Origin of the sequence: Cellvibrio mixtus subsp. mixtus J3-8, assembly GCF_000766945.1 — a bacterium.
Taxonomy (GTDB): Bacteria; Pseudomonadota; Gammaproteobacteria; order Pseudomonadales; family Cellvibrionaceae; genus Cellvibrio; species Cellvibrio mixtus_A.
This window is the reverse complement of record NZ_KN266207.1, coordinates 136,046-157,818: the sequence shown is the minus strand read 5'-3', so window position 1 is coordinate 157,818 and position 21,773 is coordinate 136,046. Positions and strand designations below refer to the sequence as shown.

19 protein-coding genes and 1 pseudogene are annotated in these 21,773 nt (G+C 46.0%); 10 read left to right on the top strand and 10 right to left on the bottom strand.

What is annotated here, in order from left to right; genetic code table 11:
* The 3 genes and pseudogenes from A596_RS23465 to A596_RS05775 all read left to right on the top strand — a co-directional run.
* A pseudogene (locus A596_RS23465) lies at nt 1–249 on the top strand ((Fe-S)-binding protein); the annotation flags it as partial.
* Between the two features lie 65 nt (nt 250–314).
* On the top strand, nt 315–2,894 hold the full coding sequence (locus A596_RS05785; RefSeq protein WP_039913214.1) for a DUF349 domain-containing protein: 2,580 nt from the start codon (nt 315–317) through the stop codon (nt 2,892–2,894).
* A gap of 629 nt (nt 2,895–3,523) precedes the next feature.
* Nucleotides 3,524–4,243, top strand: coding sequence for a GntR family transcriptional regulator (locus A596_RS05775; RefSeq protein WP_235425625.1), 720 nt, complete (start codon nt 3,524–3,526; stop codon nt 4,241–4,243).
* A gap of 89 nt (nt 4,244–4,332) precedes the next feature.
* Here the strand turns inward: A596_RS05775 and A596_RS05770 are convergent, their stop codons facing one another.
* Together A596_RS05770 and A596_RS05765 are read right to left on the bottom strand one after the other, a co-directional pair.
* On the bottom strand, nt 4,333–4,545 hold the full coding sequence (locus A596_RS05770) for a type II toxin-antitoxin system antitoxin (protein WP_039913211.1): 213 nt from the start codon (nt 4,543–4,545) through the stop codon (nt 4,333–4,335).
* Between the two features lie 12 nt (nt 4,546–4,557).
* Nucleotides 4,558–5,418: an SPFH domain-containing protein gene (locus A596_RS05765; RefSeq protein WP_039913210.1), complete on the bottom strand. Its 861-nt coding sequence runs from the start codon at nt 5,416–5,418 to the stop codon at nt 4,558–4,560.
* Between the two features lie 251 nt (nt 5,419–5,669).
* Between A596_RS05765 and A596_RS05760 the strand changes: the two genes are divergently transcribed.
* From A596_RS05760 to A596_RS05740, 5 genes are all read left to right on the top strand, one after another.
* On the top strand, nt 5,670–6,761 hold the full coding sequence (locus A596_RS05760) for an ATP-binding protein (protein ID WP_039913209.1): 1,092 nt from the start codon (nt 5,670–5,672) through the stop codon (nt 6,759–6,761).
* 15 nt (nt 6,762–6,776) lie between these two features.
* Nucleotides 6,777–7,373, top strand: a complete 597-nt coding sequence (locus A596_RS05755) for a response regulator transcription factor (RefSeq protein ID WP_039913208.1) — start codon at nt 6,777–6,779, stop codon at nt 7,371–7,373.
* A gap of 209 nt (nt 7,374–7,582) precedes the next feature.
* The gene (locus A596_RS05750; RefSeq protein WP_039913207.1) at nt 7,583–7,891 is read left to right on the top strand and encodes a DUF485 domain-containing protein; all 309 of its coding nucleotides are present in this window, start codon (nt 7,583–7,585) and stop codon (nt 7,889–7,891) included.
* Nucleotides 7,888–9,528 carry a cation acetate symporter gene (locus A596_RS05745; protein WP_039913206.1) on the top strand — a complete coding sequence of 547 codons (1,641 nt, stop codon included), beginning with the start codon at nt 7,888–7,890 and terminating at the stop codon, nt 9,526–9,528. Before A596_RS05750 ends, A596_RS05745 begins: the two co-directional genes overlap by 4 nt.
* An 84-nt stretch (nt 9,529–9,612) precedes the next feature.
* Nucleotides 9,613–10,455 carry a hypothetical protein gene (locus tag A596_RS05740; RefSeq protein WP_039913205.1) on the top strand — a complete coding sequence of 281 codons (843 nt, stop codon included), beginning with the start codon at nt 9,613–9,615 and terminating at the stop codon, nt 10,453–10,455.
* A 58-nt stretch (nt 10,456–10,513) separates the two neighbouring features.
* On the opposite strand, the gene A596_RS05735 is transcribed toward A596_RS05740, so the two are convergent.
* Together A596_RS05735 and A596_RS05730 are read right to left on the bottom strand one after the other, a co-directional pair.
* Nucleotides 10,514–11,497 (bottom strand): glycoside hydrolase family 16 protein, encoded by a 984-nt coding sequence (locus A596_RS05735; protein WP_039913204.1) that lies wholly within the window; start codon nt 11,495–11,497, stop codon nt 10,514–10,516.
* A gap of 155 nt (nt 11,498–11,652) precedes the next feature.
* Entirely contained in the window at nt 11,653–12,318 is a 666-nt protein-coding gene (locus tag A596_RS05730) for an RluA family pseudouridine synthase (protein WP_039913203.1), read from the bottom strand.
* 300 nt (nt 12,319–12,618) lie between these two features.
* Between A596_RS05730 and A596_RS05725 the strand changes: the two genes are divergently transcribed.
* Both A596_RS05725 and A596_RS05720 read left to right on the top strand, forming a co-directional pair.
* Nucleotides 12,619–14,283: a nitrite/sulfite reductase gene (locus A596_RS05725; RefSeq protein ID WP_039913202.1), complete on the top strand. Its 1,665-nt coding sequence runs from the start codon at nt 12,619–12,621 to the stop codon at nt 14,281–14,283.
* Entirely contained in the window at nt 14,267–14,770 is a 504-nt protein-coding gene (locus A596_RS05720) for a DUF934 domain-containing protein (protein ID WP_039913201.1), read from the top strand. The genes A596_RS05725 and A596_RS05720 overlap by 17 nt, the downstream gene beginning before the upstream one ends.
* Before the next feature lie 59 nt (nt 14,771–14,829).
* Here the strand turns inward: A596_RS05720 and A596_RS05715 are convergent, their stop codons facing one another.
* The 6 genes from A596_RS05715 to A596_RS05690 form a co-directional block, all read right to left on the bottom strand.
* Complete coding sequence (locus tag A596_RS05715; protein WP_039913200.1) at nt 14,830–15,969, bottom strand: patatin-like phospholipase family protein; 1,140 nt, start codon at nt 15,967–15,969, stop codon at nt 14,830–14,832.
* A 3-nt stretch (nt 15,970–15,972) separates the two neighbouring features.
* Complete coding sequence (locus A596_RS05710; protein WP_039913198.1) at nt 15,973–17,604, bottom strand: AMP-binding protein; 1,632 nt, start codon at nt 17,602–17,604, stop codon at nt 15,973–15,975.
* 33 nt (nt 17,605–17,637) lie between these two features.
* Nucleotides 17,638–19,428, bottom strand: a complete 1,791-nt coding sequence (locus A596_RS05705; RefSeq protein WP_039913197.1) for an acyl-CoA dehydrogenase C-terminal domain-containing protein — start codon at nt 19,426–19,428, stop codon at nt 17,638–17,640.
* 173 nt (nt 19,429–19,601) lie between these two features.
* Complete coding sequence (locus A596_RS05700) at nt 19,602–20,186, bottom strand: NUDIX hydrolase (RefSeq protein WP_052417270.1); 585 nt, start codon at nt 20,184–20,186, stop codon at nt 19,602–19,604.
* Nucleotides 20,183–20,506, bottom strand: a complete 324-nt coding sequence (locus A596_RS05695) for a YqfO family protein (protein WP_039913196.1) — start codon at nt 20,504–20,506, stop codon at nt 20,183–20,185. Before A596_RS05695 ends, A596_RS05700 begins: the two co-directional genes overlap by 4 nt.
* A gap of 40 nt (nt 20,507–20,546) precedes the next feature.
* The gene (locus A596_RS05690; protein ID WP_039913195.1) at nt 20,547–21,722 is read right to left on the bottom strand and encodes a phosphoglycerate dehydrogenase; all 1,176 of its coding nucleotides are present in this window, start codon (nt 21,720–21,722) and stop codon (nt 20,547–20,549) included.
* Between the last annotated feature and the right edge of the window lie 51 nt (nt 21,723–21,773).

The following is a 21,773-nucleotide window of genomic DNA, read 5'->3' as shown; positions in this document are numbered from 1 at the left end:
AAACTTGGCCAACAATTAAAAGTTATCGAAACCGGTTGCTGTGGTATGGCAGGTACCTATGGACATGAAAGTGACAATGCACAAACCTCCAGAAAAATCTATGCACTTTCCTGGTCACAAGTAGTAAATAACCCTGCCAATGCTGGCAAGTTGACCGCAACAGGCTATTCCTGTCGCAGCCAAACCAAACGTATCGATAATGTGAAACTACCGCACCCGGTACAAATTCTATTACAACAAGTAGTGTAAGTTCCCTATGAAAACCTCTGCTCACACAGAGGTTTTTTAACATCAATGAACGACGAGCCACGATTATGAAATTATTACGCAAACTATTTGGTGCCAAACCCAAGGTTGAACCGGTGAAAGCAATCCCTCTGCCTGTTGCAGAAGTTAAACCACCAAAGCCGGTTATTACGCTGGATGTAGTTGAAAACACCAATGACGAACAGGAACTGTTAAAGCTTGCGATAGATGGTGCGACCAGCCAATTGCGCCAGGCGGCCGCAGAAAAGTTACATACTCGTGAAGTGCTTGAGCAAATAGCCAAGGCTGTTAAAACCAAAGATAAAAATGTTTTTAAGATTGTTAAAACAAAATTGGAGATCTTTAAGGCAGAAGATGCAAAGCAAGCAGAATTGGAAGTAACTGCACAGCGCATTTGTGAAAAGCTGGAGCGCCACTCGCACCTGGAGGCAGATGCACTCTTCAAAGCAAAATTAACCGTATTGCAAAACGAATGGGCTACCCTACCCTCATTATCTCACGTCAGCCAGGAGCGATTTAATAAGGCCCTGGCAGCCTGCGAAGCAAAAATCACAGCACGCGCACAAGCTATTGCCGATGAGGAAGAAAAACAAACGTTAGACCTGCAAGCACAACAGCTAGCGGAAGAAGCGCTAATAAGTTTGAAGGAATTGACAACCAATATATATCGTCATGCCCATATCGACGATTTGCTCAATGCGAATTACGAATTGAAAATCCAGGAATTGAACAACGCTGTGCGCCTTGCAGCCAACCGCCAATTACCATTGGATAAGCTGACAAGGGAATTTGAACACCGCAAACAACAAACCCTGAACCTGATCGACCAAATTAAAACATCAGGAACAATTACCCAGCTCAATCAGGCATTAGAACAAGCGAGTGATGCAGATCTGATAAAGCAGGCCCAATATAAATTGCAACAATTTACAAAATTAGCCAAAGACATGGGAGATGATATTCCCGAAGCATTAGAGCAAGCCAAAAATAAAATTAACGCATTCTTTGCCGAACGCAACCAAACTGAGCAAGCCGCTAAAAATGCATTGCGTGAATTCAACGAACTGGTGCGCAAAGGGCTGTGGGCTGCCGAGCAGGGTTTCGTGCGTAAAGCGCGTGCAATCCAAAAAGAATTGCAGGAAAAGCGCGAGCAATTAACAAACTTTACGCAGGAATTACCAAAAGCAATCCAGGCAAAAGTCGATGACTTTGAAGCCCAACTGATCAAGCTAGGTGATTGGCATGAGTTTGCAGTAACCCCAAAAAAAGAAGCGTTGATTGAACAAATGCGCGCCCTTGCAAACAATCAAATAAATCCGGAGGCATTGGCAACACGTATTCACGACTTACAGGACAGCTGGAAGGAAGTCAGTAAAGGTGCGCAACAACAGGATGATGACCTTTGGCAACAATTCCAACAAGCATCTGCGCTTGCCTATGCACCTTGCAAAGAGTTCTTCGAAGCCCAGGCAGCTGAACGTGAAGCCAATTTAATTAAACGACGTGAGCTTGTATCCCAATTGCATCAATACCTCAATGGTTACGATTTTGCTAACGCGGTATGGAAAGATGTGGAACAAACATTAAAAACGGCCCGCGCTGAATGGCAAAACTACTGGCCTGTACCGCGTAAGGCCGGCAATGATTTGCAAAAAGAGTTTGAAGGCCTGATGGAACAACTCTTTGGCAAAATCACTCATGAACATGAAAGCAATAAAATCGCCAAGCAGCAATTAATTGAACAAGCAGAAGCGCTAAGCAATAGCAACGACTCACGTACAGCCGCCGAACAAATCAAGCTTCTTCAAGGTCAATGGAAAACTATTGGTAAAAGCTGGCCTAGAGAAGATCATCAACTCTGGCAAGAGTTTCGCAAACATTGCGATGCTGTATTCGCCAAACGCAGCGAGGCTTTTGAAGCAGCCAAAGAGCAGCGGCAGGCTATTACCACCCGGGCTGAGGAAATTATTGCGCAGTTAAATCAATTAGCAGAGCAATCATTAGAGCAAATCAATAATGCCAAAGAAGAAATTGAAAACCTGAAAAATGAGTTTTCTACCCTGGATTTACCCAAAGAAGCCACAAAACCTGCGCAACAAAAATTCACCAACAGTTTGAACGCTATAGCAGCCAAACGTGACAGCGCACGCCATCAGGCAGAAGCGCAACGCTGGGTCGATTTATTCAATATTTTGGACGCAATTCGCGCTTATGAAGTAGAGGTTATCAATAGTGCTGCCCCAGAGAACCTGGCTGCGCAAAAAGCAGAGTTGGAAAATCGTATCGCAAATATTTCACGCTGGCCTGCAGGCACACTGAGTGCAGTTCAACAACGACTGGCCAAAGCAGATGCGATACAGGCTGATGACCAAGCCCATAACGCCAATTTACTTCGCATACTCACCATTCGCGCTGAAGTTTTTGCCGGAATTGAAACACCTGAAAGCGATAAATCTTTACGCATGAATTATCAAGTGCAGCAATTACAGCAAGGTTTGGGACAAAGGGATTCGCAATTTGAACCGTTACTGATCGAATGGATTGGACTGGGTGGAGTCCCTGGAGAAATATATTCTCCACTCTTCGCACGATTCAACCAGATTCGCCAACACAGCATGAACAAATAACCATAATCAGCACAGCAAAAAAAAGCGAGTCCGGTTAATTCCAGGCTCGCTTTTTTATACCTGCAAGTAAACAGCAGGCTGCTAATTTAATCCGGGTGTTTTAGTGCAATCACCCACATAAAAAAGCAGCCCAAAACGGGCTGCTAAAGGGAGAGGTCAAAAATGTACAGGGAGAACTACAAGCTCAAAAAACTGGCGGAAAAACTCCGCCAGAATAAGGTCAAACACAACCCCTGTTTACTGAACCATCGGCGACGTTTCAGCAAACATTGAATGAATCCTACCCCTTGCATACTAGTGGGTCAAGCTTTTTGTCATTATGACTTTAAGATTTTTTCATTTGTTTTGCAGATGATTCCATTTTTATTGATAACCATAAATTCCCTGGTATTGGCATATGATTTAACATAGGGTGTTTGCTTTCCCCTTCACTCAAAATCCTGATTATCGCTATGCTGCAAATACAACAAGGGAAGCCGCGTGAGCCAACGCCCCAAACCATACAATCCGGTTATTTTCCCTGACAAATAGCCTTTGCGCACATAACAAGGCACAATCTGTTTTAGGGTTTGATGGCACCAGACCGTATCAATAACATTCGCAGGCTTCATTACTGAAGGAGATTTAACGTGGCTAAACAGCCTCTAATTAATATGCGCCCGGATTCCAAGGGTTTGTCGTATGACCGACCGGCAGCCAGTCAGATTTTTGGTTTTGTGCGCGATGCCATCATCAGCATGGAATTGCTACCAGGCCAGATGATTTCCGAAACCGCCCTCGCCCAACAATTCGGTGTTAGTCGCACACCGGTGCGTGAGGCGCTAATCCAGCTTTCCAATATTGGTTTTGTAGAGGTGCTTCCCCAACGCGGCACCTATGTGACCAAATTCAGCATGGAAAAAATCCTGGAAGCACGTTTCATCCGCGAAGCACTGGAGGTAGCAGTTGTCACGCAATTGGCAGCTAATGCTAATGAAAGTATTCGCGAAGAAGCCGTAGAAGCTTGTGAAAAAATTATCGTCGATCAAAAAACAGCAGCGGCTGATGATGACGCGCTCGCCTTTCAGAACCTGGATGATCAGTTCCATCAAACCCTGGCAAGTTTTACCCAATATCCACGCGCAGCGACTCTAATAGAAGCTGAAAAGGCACACATGGATCGCGTACGTAATTTAAGCTTGCATGTTAGCGGACAATACAAACGCGTGCTCAGCCAACATGCGGCGATTACCAAGGCAATTAAAGCGGGTTCAGCAGAAAAGTCTGCAGCAGCAATGAGCGTGCATTTAAAGGATGTGTACAATATTCTGGAAGTCATTCCTCAAGAACATCCGGAATACTTTATTTAATAAAGAAGACATGAAGAACAGCAACAGGTGTTGCTGTTCTGTTATTTAACCCGTTTAAAAACAACTATAAAACCATATAGACCATATAGTCACACTGCTTCCTCGCCAGCCTCATCACTCCCCAGCTGTTCTATATCGGTGATAACCTTCTGCACAAGCTTTACCCGCCCGTTTTTTACCAACGCATCGCGCAGGACAAATTCAATTTGCGCATTAAGGCTACGCAAGTCATCGTCTGCCCAGCGTTGCATTGCAGCAATAACTTGTTCATTAATTCGCAGAGGAAATGATTTTTTAGTCATAACAATAACCTGTTACGAATAAATGGTGCCGGTATTAATAACAGGTTTTGCTTGTTGATCACCGCACAGCACCACCAGTAAATTACTCACCATGGCAGCCTTGCGCTCTGCATCCAGCTCTACCACATCCAAAGCCGTTAATTGCTCCAGGGCATCACTCACCATTCCTACAGCCCCCTGCACAATAATTTTGCGCGCTGCCAATACAGCACTGGCTTGCTGGCGTTGCAACATTGCCTGGGCAATTTCCGGTGCATAAGCCAAATGACTCAAGCGCGCCTCAAGCACATCCACACCTGCTTTTTGCAAGCGATCCTGCACTTCATTTTTTAATTTCTGGGCAATCACATTAGAATCACTTCGCAACGATAGGCGCTCATCTTCAGCGTCATGTTCATAGGGATAGGTGGTAGCAAGATTGCGCAACGCCGCTTCACTTTGGATGGTTACGTAGTTTTCATAGTCATCCACCTCAAATACTGCTTCGGCCGTATCGACTACCTTCCACACAATAACCGCCGCAATTTCAATGGGATTGCCATTCGCATCATTTACTTTCAAACGCCCTGACTCAAAGTTACGTACACGCAAACTCACAGATTGCTTGGAATACAGCGGGTTGGCCCAGCGTAAACCATTTGTACGATCAGTTCCGGCGTACTGACCAAACAGTTGCAGTACTTTTCCCTGATTGGGCTGTACCATATAAAACCCAAACCAGCAGATAAAAATAAGGATGGCAGCCAGAATCGCCGCGATTTTTATAAAACCTGGCAAAAAGAATATGGCGCTCCCGCTGGCCAATTGGAGAATAAGCAATACCACCAACAGAAAATATCCTGACCCACTGCGCGCTTCGGTTTCATTAACCACGATTTTCTCCTTTTTTGACTTACTGATTGATATCATTTAGATATCAAAATAATACAAAAAAAGTAATCTGTAAATTATTTATTTGTCTGACATTTGTCACGTCCGAATGATGACGGGCATAGATAGTTTTGATCCCCGGTTTGGGCCACACTAATTGCTACACATTAAGGCGTGGAATATTTAAGTCTGCAGGGCTATGAGTTCATAATAGATTTTTCACATCCCACGCTGATCAATTCAGGTATCCCTTTATGCACCACCGGCCAGAACAATGCCCCGGCTCACTACACTCCGCCAAATCCTGGGTATGGTTGATTTTCAGCCTTTGGTATTTTGTCCCGCTCTATTACATGCCTTGGCACGAATTCAAACTGGGACTGTTTATCGGGGCCTACCTCCTATTCGTTGCATTCTATATTTGGGCCATTCAATCAAAGCCGCAACATATATGGAAACCGGTAACCGCTATTGTTTTGCTGGCGATTATTATTACGCCCTACTCTCCCGGCTCCAGTACATTTTTTTCTTACGTCGGGTTTGTGATTGGTTTTTCCTACCGGACCAAAACATGGCTAGCGATTACCACTGTCTTGGTCGGCCTGATTTTATTCCTGCATTATCAATTTAATTATCCATTTCCATTTTTTGCATTTCCGGCGCTCTCGGGTTTAATTTCAATCGGAATTATTGGATATGTTGAACGTATGCGAATGGATGCGCGTTCAAATTTATTAAAAAGCCATCAGGAAATTGAACAGCTTGCCGTAATCGCAGAGCGTGAACGCATTGCGCGCGACCTGCACGATATTTTGGGGCACACACTGTCGAGCATCGCGTTAAAAGCCGAACTGGCAGAAAAATTATTGAAGCAAGAAAAACATGAATCCGTACAACAACACTTATCAGAACTGCATCAGATTGCACGAAACAGCTTAAGCCTGGTGCGCCAAACTGTTTCTGGCTACAAGCATCGTGGTCTTTCCGGTGAAGTGATGGAATTGTGTGAGCGGCTGAGACAAAAAGGCTTTGTCGTAGAGTTGAACGGCGATATTCCGCAATTATCACCCCGTGCGGAAACAGCGATAATTCTCGCACTGACTGAACTAACCACCAATATTTTGCGTCACAGTAAAGGTAACCATTGCCAAATAGAGTTCAGTAAAGCATGCGATAAAATCCAGGTAAAAATGCGTGACAATGGTGAAGTTACATCGTTAACACCCGGCAACGGGTTGCAAGGAATTCAAGAGCGGTTGCATGCGCTAGCAGGCGATTTGCAATCCTCTATTCACAAGGGTTGTGAATTTATTATTTCATTACCCACGCGCGAGCTACACCGTTAAGAGTCATATATAACAATGAAAATTTTATTAGCTGAAGATCAATCGATGGTGCGTGGTGCGTTGGCGGCACTATTAGGAATGGAAACCGGTTTTGAAATTACCCAGGCGGAAGACGGTGATCGCGCATGGTTGCTAATGAAACAAAATAGTTACGACATATTATTGACCGATATTGAAATGCCCGGCCGTTCCGGTTTGGAGTTGGCGCAATGGGTCCTGCAACAAAAGCTGCACACAAAAACCATTATCATCACCACCTTCGGGCGCTCCGGTTATATTCGCCGTGCGATTGATATGGGTGTCGCTGGCTTCTTATTAAAAGATGCACCATCCGAACAACTTATTGAAGCCATCTATAAAGTGGTGGAAGGTAAACGTGTTATTGATGGTGAGTTGGCAATGATGGCTTTAGGTGAAGCGGACCCATTAAATGACAAAGAGCGCCGTGCCTTGAGGTTGGCAGCAGAAGGCAAAACCACAGCGGAAATCGCCACTGTACTTTGTTTGTCTGAAGGTACCGTGCGTAATTATCTCTCTGAAGCTATTGCCAAGCTTCACGCAGTTAATCGTGTAGATGCCGCCCGCATCGCTCGTCAAAAGGGCTGGATTTAGAAAAACCGCGCTGCAAAACCCGGTATAAATCGGCGTTAATTCCCCCGCAGCACTATTCCTGTAGCAGCGTAATGGCTGCTAGAATTCCCTACCCGCCCAAACCTGCGGTACCAACAGCGATAACAAAAATAGATAGATCGCGGTAACACAAGGCCGCCTCACAACCCAATTATTACCTGCACTAAAACCCATAAAGAACAGGGAAACCTATGAACCATACTGAAATTATCCGGCAGTGGCCGGAGTACGCGGCCCTAACCCGCGCCCGTAAAAAAATTATGTGGCCGCTCTCCATCGTCATTATTTCAGCGTATTTTGCGTTGATTCTGGCAATCGGTTTTATTCCCGAATCGTTGGGCAGCCCCATTGGCACGGGAGTAACTTCACTGGGTATTGCACTTGGCCTGGGCATCATCCTGCTGTGTTTTATTATTACCGGTATTTATGTGTATTACGCCAACCGTGTACTTGAGCCTTTAAATCAGGCGATTATCAAAAAAGCGGAGGCATTGAAATGATAAATATTTTTTCACGCCTGCTTTTATTAATGATTGCAACGGTCAGCATGCCCGTACTCGCACAATCAAACAGCATGGCTCCTGATTCTGCCATTTTAATGTTTGTTCTATTCGTGGTGCTCACGCTGGGCATTACGGTTTGGGCATCCAAACGTACGAAAACCACCAAAGACTTTTATGCCGCGGGTGGTGGTATTACCGGTTTCCAGAACGGATTGGCAATTGCAGGCGATTATATGTCTGCAGCTTCATTCCTCGGGATTGCAGGCCTGGTGTATTTATCCGGGTTTGATGGATTAATTTACGCGATCGGATTTTTAGTCGGCTGGCCTCTGGTGTTATTGCTAATTGCCGAACCGTTACGAAATCTAGGCAAGTATACCTTTGCCGATGTTGCCTCTTTTCGTTTACAACAGAAACCCATTCGCATACTCGCTGCGAGTGGTTCGCTCGTTACTGTGATTTTTTATTTGATCGCACAAATGGTCGGCGCCGGAAAACTCATCGAATTATTATTTGGAATGCAATATGAAACTGCCGTCATTATCGTCGGCGTATTGATGACATTGTATGTAACGTTTGGCGGTATGCTCGCCACTACCTGGGTGCAATTGATTAAAGCCATTTTGTTGCTATCCGGCGCAACCCTTATGGCCATATTGGTGATGGTGCACTTTGGTTTCAGCTTTGAAAATATGTTTGCCGAAGCCGTCAAAGTCCATAGCAAAGGTGATGCGATCATGGCCCCAGGCACATTGGTCTCTGACCCTATTTCTGCTATTTCATTAGGAATGGCATTGATGTTTGGTACTGCTGGCTTGCCGCATATTCTGATGCGTTTCTTTACCGTTCGCGATGCGGTACAAGCTCGCCGCTCGGTATTTTATGCAACCGGATTTATTGGATATTTTTATATCCTTACTTTTATTATTGGTTTCGGTGCGATTGTATTGCTTACATCCCATCCTGAATATTTCACCAACGGTGCATTAAATGGTGGAACCAATATGGCAGCAATTCACTTATCACAAGCAGTGGGCGGAGATTTATTACTTGGTTTTATTTCTGCTGTCGCCTTCGCCACTATTCTCGCTGTGGTGTCCGGTTTGACACTCGCAGGCTCCAGTGCAATTTCCCACGATCTTTATTCCACACTGGTTCTGAAAGGTGAGCGTAATGAGCAAAAAGAAATGCGCGCTTCACGTATTGCAACCATTACCCTTGGTGTAATTGCAGTCTTGCTGGGTATCGTATTTGAAAACCAAAACGTTGCATTTATGGTCGGACTCGCCTTCTGTGTTGCTGCCAGCGCTAATTTTCCAATTTTATTGCTCAGTATGTACTGGCGCAAACTCACTACACGCGGGGCGGTGATCGGCGGCTCGTTAGGGTTATTAACTGCTGTGGTATTGGTATTTATTGGCCCGACAGTATGGGTAGATGCTTTCGGTAACAAGGAAGCTATTTTCCCTTACAAATACCCGGCGATTTTCTCGGTGAGCGTGGCGTTTATTGGTATCTGGATTTTCTCGTTGCTGGATAATTCCGCAACAGCAAAAACCGAACAAGACGCCTTTGATAAACAATTTGTTCGTTCGCAAACAGGAATTGGTGCGGCAGAAGCGTCAGAGCATTAATAAAGCACCAACAATAAGCGCTGCCTGCAACATCACGATGGCAGCGCTAGTACACAACAAAAAGCTGGGAAATTCTGCGTGGTCATGCATTTGATAACACTTATTTGCCTGCTAATCCTATCCACTCAGCTATTCGCAAATACCGAAACGAACACCAACATCACTACAAATAAATTTGACTATGCCAGATCTGTTGCCCTGATTATAAAAGTCGACGATGGCGGTCATATCCTTCAGCGGCCGGATCGCCATGACCCGCAAAACGCATTCGTACTTAGCTTTACTATTGTCAGCAAATATATTGCAGACATGCAATCTGCACATGCGGGTATGACACTTGATCTTAATTCATTGCAACCACACGATTCATTCTTGCTTGTTAATCACCAAACCGTACAGACTTTGCATCTTGGTGATCACTGGATTGGCGATGAAAACTCATTTGCAGTGATGGAAACCAATGATTATCAGCGACTGAAAAGTATTTTTGATTCCATCAAACGCTCCCGGGGAAAACCCTCTCCCACTGATGCGCTGGATTTTTATACACGGGATATTCATCAGCTTTGGGAAGAAGACAGTGAAGAGTTTTATCGGAAATATTATTTCCCCGAACGAGGCACGCTGACTCCTACCAGCACATCAGAAAATTCGATCAAGACCTCTTCGTATGCTCGCAGCTCGTTACCCTTAAGTAAAAATCTGCCTCTGGATATCAATGAGCCGGTATTAAATCAACACTCATCCAGTTTTGCGAAGAGTTCGCTAGCAGTTATCAGTATTAACGACTCGCGAGAAAACCGGCCGGTTTACGATTCAATATCACAAGACACCCATTTACCGTTGAAAACCCTTCTTTGGAAAATTATTTTAGGATGTGTTTTGATTGCTATGGCGGGGTATTGGTGGCATCGTCAACGCAAATAAAAAAGCCTGCCAGTGCGCAATGACTGACAGGCTTTTTGATAGCAATCAAAACCAGATTTTATAAACCGCAAGGCGAAGGCAATGCGGGGTTCTGCTCTTTAACATTGTCAATAAAAGCCACTTTATTTGTGCGATAACCATTCACCAGCGTTTCAACTTCTGCCGTTGATAAAGCTACGCCTTCACGGAAAAATACCCAGTCAATATCCTCCTGGTATTCACGCAACTCGGGTGAATCCACCGGGCCTTGCGAACCATCGGCACCTTTTGGCATAAACCATAGGTTGAAATTGATGGACATGAAATCTTCCGGATAAACCGCACTGGTGTGCTCGGAAAATAATTGCCCGTCCACATAATAAATCACTTTATTATCGGTAACGGTCAGCACCAAGGTACGCCACCCCGCATAACTACCAGCCTTGCGTGTGTATTCATTAACTTTGGTCCAGGGCTCTAACTGGAACGTATCCCAGCTGGTAGTCCACATTGCCGGAACTGTATTTTCGCCCCAGCCACCATTGGGTAAATATTCAAAATCGGTTTCGCTATAATTTTTATCCATCGGTGCCTTCAATGGACTGATTGCATAGAACGTCTGGATTACTTCATCGCCATCAGGCCCATAGCTGGGTTCATCGCGGAAAAAGACGCGTGCAGCATAAGTGCCTTCGCGATATTTACGCGCATGGCAGAACTGGGTATGGCGAGTATTTTCACCCTTGCCACCAGTCACCGAACTCATACGAATCGCGCCATTCTCTGCGCCGGCAATATCCTGATGAAAAGACAAACCTTCCGCTGACCAGGTAGCACCTGCAATACCCGGGTGACCAGTTTCAGTTCTCACTTTCCAGCCATTATTGTGAAAGGCGGCCAAATCGCCATAACTAAAATCATCAAAAAATATCGGCGCCGAGGCAACAGGCTCCGGTTGGGTATTGGCGGCTTGGGTATTATCAGGTTTGTTTTTACCGGAGTCGCAACCTGCAAACCCTATGCTTGCAGCCACTAAACCAGTCAGGATTATTTTTTTATTCATTGCTTCGCTCCAGTATCGCCCTTGCGATTGTGTTTAGAAAAGACATTTTCGCGCAAAGGACAACGTTGTCAAACCAATTAGGACTTATGGGTAACAACTTAACGGGAATTTACATTGGAAAATAAAAAATGAAATTGTCCTAAGTACTTTTAGCGCTAAAAATCTGGTTCACACGCAATAAATACTGATTCATTAGTCGCTGGATGGGCAAAACATAAATCTGTCGCGTGCAGCAAAAGTCGATCGGCAGCCGCTGCAAACTCCCCGCCGTAGAACTCGCAACCCAGGATGGGATGCCCCATGGCTTGTAAATGCAAACGCAATTGATGTGATCGACCGGTAATCGGATGCAGTAAAACGCGGGTTACTCCAGCTTCATTATCGCGGGTTAACACCCGGTATTCAGTAACCGAAGGCTTACCCGATTCGTGGCAAATTTTATACCGGGGTCCCTCAGCTGCCGCGATGGGCAAATTAATAGTGCCTTGGTCTTCTTTAATTAACCCCGCTACTATGGCGATATAGTGTTTGCTAACCGTACGTGCCTGAAACTGCTTGCTAATATGTGACAAGGCAGCCTTATTAAGCGGAATAACCATTACTCCCGACGTATCAAAATCCAGGCGATGAACAATGGTTGCCGTCTCGTAATCGACCTGTAAACGACTTATCACCGAGTCGCGATTTTGCGGGTGACGACCAGGAACACTTAACAAGCGAGCCGGCTTGTTAATCAGTAAGAAATCCCGTTCCTTGCGCAGAATCTGGATATCGCCATCGCAAGGAGGCAGGATGAATAGTTGGTCGGGATCGGCATGCATAAGTAAAATAGCTAAGATAAAGAAAAAAAATCAATAAGGGCATGATACCAGCCCAAGCCCAGTAACGGCGCGGATCATAACTTGCCGGAACAAGCTTAGACTCAACGGATTATTCCCATCCGGATTCCCTGCTGCTATTTTGCCGCCACAAACTCGCTGGTGAGCCGCTTTTCCTGTATCCTGCGCGCCTCCGATTATTAGCCTACAGTGCCATTCCGTGGTGGCCGTTATCCTTTGTCTTCGATGGAGCCAGGCATTAGCCCTCGATGACTTCTTAACATTAGATAGGTATCTAGTTACATGTACATCTACGACGAGTACGACAACAGCATTTTGCGTCAGCGTATCGCCCAATTCCGTGGTCAAACCGAACGCTTTCTGGCGGGCGAGCTTCCGCCGGAACAATTCTTGCCATTGCGCTTGCAAAATGGCCTGTATGTGCAACGTTTGGCCCCGATGCTGAGAATTAACGTGCCCTACGGCATGATCAATTCCACCCAAATCCGCAAGCTGGCCCATATTGCCCGCTTTTACGACAAAGGCTACTGCCATGTCAGTACTCGCCAAAACATCCAGTACAACTGGCCTGACCTGACCGAGGTTCCTGATATTTTGTCGGAGTTGGCCGATGTTGGCATGCATGGTACCCAATCCAGTGGTAACTGCATCCGCAACACTACATCAGACCAGTTTGCCGGGGTTGCGCCGGATGAAATTATCGATCCGCGTCCCTACTGCGAAATTATTCGCCAATGGTCCAGCTTCCATCCGGAATTCGCCTTCCTGCCACGCAAATTCAAAATTGCAGTAACAGGTTCAACCCGGGATCGTGCCGCAGTACAAGTGCATGATATCGGGTTGCAAGTGGTATTTAATGATAAAGGTGAAGTGGGCTTTAAAGTCTTTGTTGGTGGTGGTTTGGGCCGTACGCCGGTAATCGGTGTTGCGATTCGCAACTTCCTGCCGGAAGAAGATTTGCTGTCCTACCTTGAAGCCATTTTGCGCGTGTATAACCTGTATGGTCGCCGCGATAACAAATACAAAGCCCGTATCAAAATTTTGGTACGCGCATTAACGCCAGAAGTTTTTGCACAGAAAGTAGAAGACGAATGGCAACATTTGAAAGATGGCAGCAACAAACTGACTCGCACTGAAATTGAACGTGCAAAAGGTTTCTTTACTGCGCCAGCTTACGAAACGATAGATAACTCCGCTGCCCAGGCTGTAGTTGATGCGCAAGCCGCTGATAGTGTTGCGTTTAGCAAATGGCTGCAACGCAATGTCCGTGAACACAAAATCCCTGGCTATGCAGCAGTTACGCTCTCATTAAAACCAACTGGCGTTGCTCCCGGTGATATCACCGATTCGCAATTGGAGATCATCGCTAACCTCGCTGATGAATTCAGTTTTAGTGAAGCGCGTACAACGCATGAGCAAAATATCGTGCTCGCGGATGTGAAGAAAACCGAGCTGTTTAATCTGTGGCAAAAAGCCAAAGCCGCTGGTTTCGCAACGCCGAACATCGGCACAATTACCGATATTATTTGTTGCCCCGGTGGTGATTTCTGCTCGCTCGCCAACGCCAAATCCATCCCTATCGCTGAAGCAATCCAGCGTCAGTTTGACGATCTGGATTACGTTTACGATTTGGGTGATATCGACCTGAATATTTCCGGTTGTATGAATGCCTGCGGTCACCATCACGTTGGCCATATCGGAATTCTGGGTGTGGATAAAGCGGGCAAAGAGTTTTATCAAGTGCAATTGGGTGGTAGTGCAAGTAATGATGCATCGCTCGGCGATGTGCTTGGCCCATCCTTTAGCGCTGAAGATATGCCAACCGTGATCCAAAAACTGGTTGATGTATACCTGGTTAACCGCACCCAGGAAGAATTGTTTATTGATACCTATCGCCGTATAGGCGCAGCTCCCTTCAAGGAGAAAGTGTATGCCAAAGCTAATTAAAGACGGTTCGATTGTTGAAAACACCTGGATCTTTATCGCCAAGCCTGAAGGAGATATTGCTGCATTGGAAGTACCGGCTGGCCAGGTGATTATTCCTGTTGGCACATGGCTCGCGCAAAAAGAAACATTGCAAACGCGAGCTGATATTGGTGTGTGGCTGGATAGTGATGACAGTGCTGAATTAATCGGCGCAGAGGCCAATCGTTTTGCGGTGATCGGTGTGAATTTTCCATTATTTATGGATGGCCGCTCATTCTCTACTGCACGTTTGTTGCGTGAGCGCTATGGTTTTACTGGCGAGTTGCGCGCGGTAGGTAATTTTATTCGCGATCAACTTTGCTACCTGCGTCGGTGCGGTGTTAATGCCTTCGCGTTTGCCAATCCGGAAACCAACCTGGAAGATGCTGTTAAATCGTTACAGGATTTCCAGGAATACTACCAGGCATCTGTGGATCAACCATTACCCTTGTTCAGGCGTCGCGCTTGATGTGAAAACAAAACGCCGCTTGATAGCGGCGTTTTCAGTTGCGTTACATAATTTCCAATTTACTTGTTGGCAAAGAAAGTATGTATTTTCTCAGCCTCAACTAATGTATCTGCCCGCCCAAGCTCAATTAGCTCAGTAATAAATTCCTGGGAAAACAATAAATAACTCGCTGCTGTGGCACCACCACCTTTTGCGGTAGAACCCGTTGCCCGCATAAAAAAGCGCAGGCTTTTAGGTAAGTAGCGCACGTTACGCCCCGCAATGCTATCAATAGGTGATGATGGTGAAATCACCATATTTTCTACCGGGCGCAAATAAATTCCCTCTTTAATCCGTTGCTCTTCGGGAATTAATTTAAGCAAATGGTTCATACGTTCCAAATGTTCCAGATCGCTTTCCATTGCATCCACAAATGCGCTATTAAACAAATGGCCAACAATCTGCCCCATTGAAGGAGAATGTCGATGCGGAACGCGTCGATTGGCTTTCACTGCCGTGCGATTGCCACTCACACCAATTACAAATAAAGAATCCGCCCCAAGGTGTAACGCCGGGCTCATTGGCGCGAGCTGGCGTAAAGCCCCATCGCCAAAATATTCGCGATTAATGCGTACCGCCGGAAAAATAGTGGGAATTGCAGAGGATGCGAGTAAATGCTCCAAGCGTAAATGAGTTGGAACACCGGCACGACGGTAACGATTCCAACCTTGCAAATCAGGATGCCCTTGAAAAAAACTTACCGAATGGCCCGATGTATAACCCATGGCCGAAATACTAACGGCGAGCAGCTTGCCTGAATTAATCGCACCATTAAGGTTTTCAAAATTAATTTTGGAGCCCAGTAAATTCCAGAGCGGACCATTATCCAGTAAGGACAGCGGTCTGCGTCGCCCCATACCTTCATTCATCAGGGAGAAGCCAAGATAAGCGAGCCCTTTAAAAATATCGGTCCATCCATGCAAATACACCTGCCCTATTTCCAGGCTCTGCCACATAGCTGCAAGCCCGTTAACGGCAGCCTTGAAATTACCGGGGTGCGCAGCAATTGCCAAAGCATTAATTGCGCCGGCAGATGTACCGCAAATAATGGGAAAAGGATTTTCAATATCGTCTGGCAGGATTTCCGCCAACGCTTTTAATACCCCAACCTGATAAGCAGCGCGAGCGCCGCCGCCCGAAAGGATCAACGCGCGTTTCATAAATTACTTCTTGGCGTTTTTTGCAATTTCCTGATCGCGCAATTCACGTCGTAAAATCTTTCCGACGTTGGTTTTCGGCAATTCCTTACGAAACTCAATTAAATGGGGAACCTTATAGGCGGTTAGGGTTTCCTTGGCATATTTGCGCACTTGCTCAATGGTTAGAGATTCATTAGCAGTGACAATAAATGCTTTAACAATTTCACTGCCTTCACCATCTGGCACACCGACAATTGCAACCTCAACAATATCAGGATGATTGCTTAATGCATCTTCAACTTCATTGGGAAACACTTTAAAACCGCTAACGTTGATCATGTCTTTTTTGCGATCAACAATTTTTATAAATCCATCCGGTTGGATTACCGCAATATCACCCGTTTTGAACCAGCCCTCACTATCAATGACTTCAGCGGTAGCATCGGGACGCTGCCAGTAACCTTTCATCACTTGCGGGCCACGCACACACAACTCTCCCGCCTCACCACTTGGAAGACTATTGTTGTGTTCATCAATAACTTTGGTTTCTGTATCAATCAGCGGCAAACCAACAGTGCCATGCTGTACATTTTCCAGCGGATTATTAGATACTACAGGCGAGGTTTCGGTTAAACCATAACCTTCACTGATAGGTGCCTTGGTGACCTCCAACCAATGCCGTGCCGTTTCCGCCGTTAGGGCCATTCCGCCCGAACACGTTAAACGCAGGTTACTGAAATCCAGCCTGGCAAAATCAGGATTGCGCATCAGCGCATTGAATAACGTATTTAATCCTACAAAAAAAGTGAATGGGTTGCGCTGTAAGGTCTTTACGAAACCGGGAATATCACGGGGGTTAGGAATTAATAAACTATGGTTACCCAGTTCCACTGCTGATGTGCAGTGAATAGTAAAAGAATATATGTGGTACAACGGCAATGGTGCTACGTAAATTTCCTGTTTGGGGCGAAAAACATTTTTCATCCGCTCATTCAACTGCGCCATGTTCGCCACAAGGTTGCGGTGAGTAAGCATCGCACCTTTTGCTACACCAGTAGTTCCGCCAGTGTATTGTAATACCGCAATATCGTCTGGAGTTTGAGGTACTGGCTGCCATGGTTTTGAGGGCAAAGACAAGGCTTTATTTAAAGAAATTTGTTGCGGGAATGAAAAAGGTGGAACCAGTTTTTTCAAATATTTAACCGCGAAATTCAACAAGATGCGTTTCACTGGCGGATGCAAATCAGCTAGCTCCGTCACAATGACTTGCTCTACTTTTGTTTCACCAATAATCGCGGCAGCGTTCTTGGCAATATTTGCCAACACAATCAGTGCTTTCGCACCTGAATCATTCAATTGGTGTTTTATTTCATGCGGCGTATAAAGCGGATTGGTATTAACAACCACGAGGCCAGCACGCAACGCACCGAAAACTACAACGGGATATTGCAAAACATTAGGCAGCTGCACCGCAATTCTGTCACCCGGTTGTAATTGGGTGTGCTGTTGCAAATAAGCAGCAAAACGTCCGGAGAGATGATCCAATTCGGCATAGGTCAACGTGTGCCCCATACAAGTGAATGCTTTACAGTCCGCGAATTGTTTACAGGATTGCGCAAATACTTCCGCGAGAGTTCTGTCGTAATTCAGCGACATGTAGGTATCTCCACTATTGTTATGGTAAATCGTTTAGAAACTATCATCAGGTAAATTCATTAAATTATCGGCACCCGACTTAATTGCCTGAACTAATCCTGCCGTACGCGGTAAAATGCGCGCAAAATAAAAATCAGCCGAGGCCAGCTTGGCCTTATAAAAATTCGCATCTTCCGCAGCTAATACCAATTGCATACGCGCAACTTTTTCTGCCCGGAGCCATAAATAAGCGAGCACAAGATAGCCCGAATACATCAGATAATCCACCGCTGCTGCTCCGATTTCATCCGGGTTTTCCTGCGCCTTGGCCGCAATATCCAAACCTAATTGTTGCCACTCCTGATTGAGTGTAGCTAATTGCGTGACATGTTGCGCCAACTGTTCACTATTTGCACAATCGATGCAAAAATCTGCAATTTCAGTAGCTAGCATAACCAGTGTTTTACCGCCGGAACCAATGATTTTACGGCCGAGCAAATCCAGCGCCTGAATACCGGTAGTACCTTCATAAAGAGTAGCAATGCGGCAATCGCGCAGGTTTTGTTCCAGACCCCATTCTCGAATATAACCGTGCCCACCTAAACATTGCACGGCAAGATTGGCAGACTCGAAGCCAACCTCTGTACTGAATGCCTTTACGATGGGAGTTAATATACCCAGCAAATCTGTCGCATTATCGCGCCCCGGAAGCTCTACAGAATGTTGGCTTAAATCCATTTTCAAGGTCGCAAAGTAACAAAGCATGCGAATCCCTTCTACCAAAACCTTCTGTGTGAGTAACATACGGCGCACATCGGGATGAACAATAATCGGGTCAGCGGCTTTGTCCGGATGCTTGGGCCCATTGGCCGAGCGCGCTTGTAAACGCTCACGGGCGTAGCGACGTGCAATCTGATATCCCAGTTCCCCATGGGCAAGCCCTTGTAGTCCGGAACCTATCCGTGCGAGATTCATAAAGGTGAACATCTGGTTCAGGCCTTTATTAACATCACCCAGGAGCCAGCCAATAGCGCCGTCAAAATTCAATACGCAAGTCGCATTGCCGTGAATCCCCATTTTATGTTCGATGGCAGAACAATGAATTTTATTCCGCTCCAGTAATTCGCCTGAGTCGTTAACAAGAATTTTGGGGACTACAAATAACGAAATCCCCTTGGTTCCCTGGGGGGCATCCGGCAAGCGGGCAAGGACGATGTGCACGATATTTTCAGCGAGGTCATGATCGCCAGATGAGATAAAAATCTTGGTACCGGTAATTTTATAACTACCATCAGCACAAATTTCAGCTTTGGTTTTAAGCAATCCCAAATCGCTACCGGCTTGTGACTCGGTCAGGCACATGGTCCCGGTCCAACGCCCTGAAATAAGCGACGGCAAATATTGCTGCTTCTGGCGCTGGCTTCCGTGAGTTTCGATGGTATGCATCGCCCCTTGCGATAACCCCACATACATACCCCATGCCCAATTGGGCGTACCCAGGATTTCGCTTAGCACAATTCCCAGAGATTGCGGAAGACCTTGCCCGCCATATAGGCCAGAACGCGACAGCGTGGGCCAACCCGCGTCACAATACTGCTGATAGGCTTCTTTAAAACCGGGTGGCGTGATTACTTTTCCATCGATAAGCTGGCAACCGGCTCTATCGCCCAGTGGACCGAGGGGGGCAAGTACAGTTTCAGAAAAACGCGCTGCTTCTGTCAAAAATGCATTCGCCAGTTCGGAGTCCAATGCCGGTTGACCAATAAGGGAACAATGTCCCGCATAGTCCAATAGCTCGAAAAGTGTGAAGTTAATATCGCGTAGAGGTGTCTGGTAATTGCTCATCCTTAACCACCGGGACAAAGCCCATCGAGAAATAATATAGTGAAAATCCAGTCACTTACTGGTTGATAATTATTATCGCCCACACCAGGATAAGGGGCATTGGCATGTAACTTTGCCCAGTTGAATCTCTTATGTCAAATAATCCAGTCGATGCCGCAACAAAGAACCAAAAGTTATGAATTATTTATCAGTTTTGAATCATTAGCTTTAGCCACCAGGCGCAAAAAACGGGCAGTAACTGCTGCTGTGAATCCCCATATTTCATATCCCTGATAATGGTAGACGGGAATTGTATAACTGCGACCTTCTCGTTCGAAGACATCTTCACGGACCATAATTCCTTGCTCAAATAGCGACAGCGGCACCATAAAAATAGAATCAAGTTCCGATAGCGCAGCAACCAGCGGATAACTCGCATCGAAACTCGCGACAAAAGGTGTTACCCGGGTTCCGACACGCGTATATGCTTCAGGCAATCGACCAAGCACTTGCACCTCATGCGCAGGGAGGCCAATCTCTTCCTCCATCTCACGCAAAGCAGTCGCTAATAAATTAATATCCCCGGGTTCACGCATACCCCCCGGAAAACAAACTTCCCCCGGATGATTGCGCAAATGCAATGCACGTTTAGTAAAAAGCAATGCAGGGTTATCGCCGCGGCTTAATAACAGGATGACAGCTGCATGAGACTGGCCGATATCAGCGCGTAGAGAGTCGGACAATTCCGCGGAAAGCATCTTAAATAGAGACAAACTCATCTATGCGTCTCCACATCGGTAAGGTAGAAGACATCAAAAGCTGGCTCCTCATAGGGATGTGCAACCCGAAGAGCGGCTACTGCATCTTGAATAAACTCATCAGCACAAACCATCTCAACACGATATTCATGCAAGACCTCAAGCTTACCGACACTACCAATGTAAGGGTTCGCATTTGCCAGTGGATGAAACTGGCCAACACCTGGCACTTGCCAACAACACTGGTCGTAATTGCCAATGCGCCCGGCCCCGGCGGAAAAAACAGCAGTTTTTACAAGTTCAAGGTGGGATTCGGGAACAAAGAAGACCAGTTTATACATCTACCCTGCTCCCGAATTTTTTTGAATGTTACGATAAAAATTAAATCACACGCACCGCGATCACGTGCTCAACTTTAGCCAGCGCGCTGATGACGCTTGCAGCCGGGGCTTGCTCAACATCGATAATATTGTACGCAACATCGCCACGGCTTTTATTAACCATATCGATCACGTTGACTTTATTATCTGCCAGCACGGAAAGCACATGTCCAAGAACACCGGACACATTCTCATTGGAGAATGTAATACGCGCACCAATATTCTGGTTGCGGTCCATAGACACCGCCGGGAAATTCACGGAATTTTTGATATTACCGTTTTCCAGGTAATCCACCAATTGATCCGCAGCCATAATCGCGCAGTTTTCTTCTGCCTCTTCAGTGCTGGCGCCGATGTGCGGCATCGCCAGAACATCATTGCGGTTGAGCAGGATCGGCTCGGGGAAATCGCAAATGTATTTACCCAAATGACCGGCATCCAGGCTCTCAACTACCGCATGCGCATCCACAATCGCCTCACGCGCAAAATTCAGCAACACCGCGCCCTTTTTGCACACTTTTAAAGTGTCAGCATTGATCAAATGTTTGGTTGCAGGAATCGCAGGCACATGCAAGGTGATGTAGTCAGAGCGAGCTAATAATGATTGCAGGTTTTCCATGCGGCCAACCTGGTTTGGCAAACGCCATGCAGCTTCTACAGATAATGCGGGATCGAAACCCACCACATTCATACCCAACGCAAGTGCCGCGTCAGCAATCAATGAACCAATTGCCCCCAAGCCAACAATACCCAGGGTTTTTCCCTGAAGTTCCATTCCAGCAAAATTGGATTTTTCTTTTTCAAGCAGCTTGGACATTTCATCGGCATCAGTCATGTGAGTCAAACCATTCACATAATTCATGCCGGAAACGATGCCACGCGATCCCAATAACATACCAGCCAATACCAACTCTTTAACGGCATTAGCGTTTGCACCGGGTGAGTTAAACACCACAACACCTTTTTTAGTGTATTCATCAACCGGAACATTGTTAGTACCAGCACCGGCACGGGCAACTGCCTTTACTGATTCAGGGAGTGATTCGCCATGCAATTTATGGCTGCGAAGAATATAGGCATCGGGAGCTCCGATATCGCTGGCAACCTCATAGTTCTCGCGCGGAAAACGATTAAGGCCCTTTACAGAAATTGCGTTGTAAGTTTTTATTTTAAACATGAGCTTCTTCCTCAAATCTGCTAACAAAAAGGCCGTGTAAAAACACGGCCT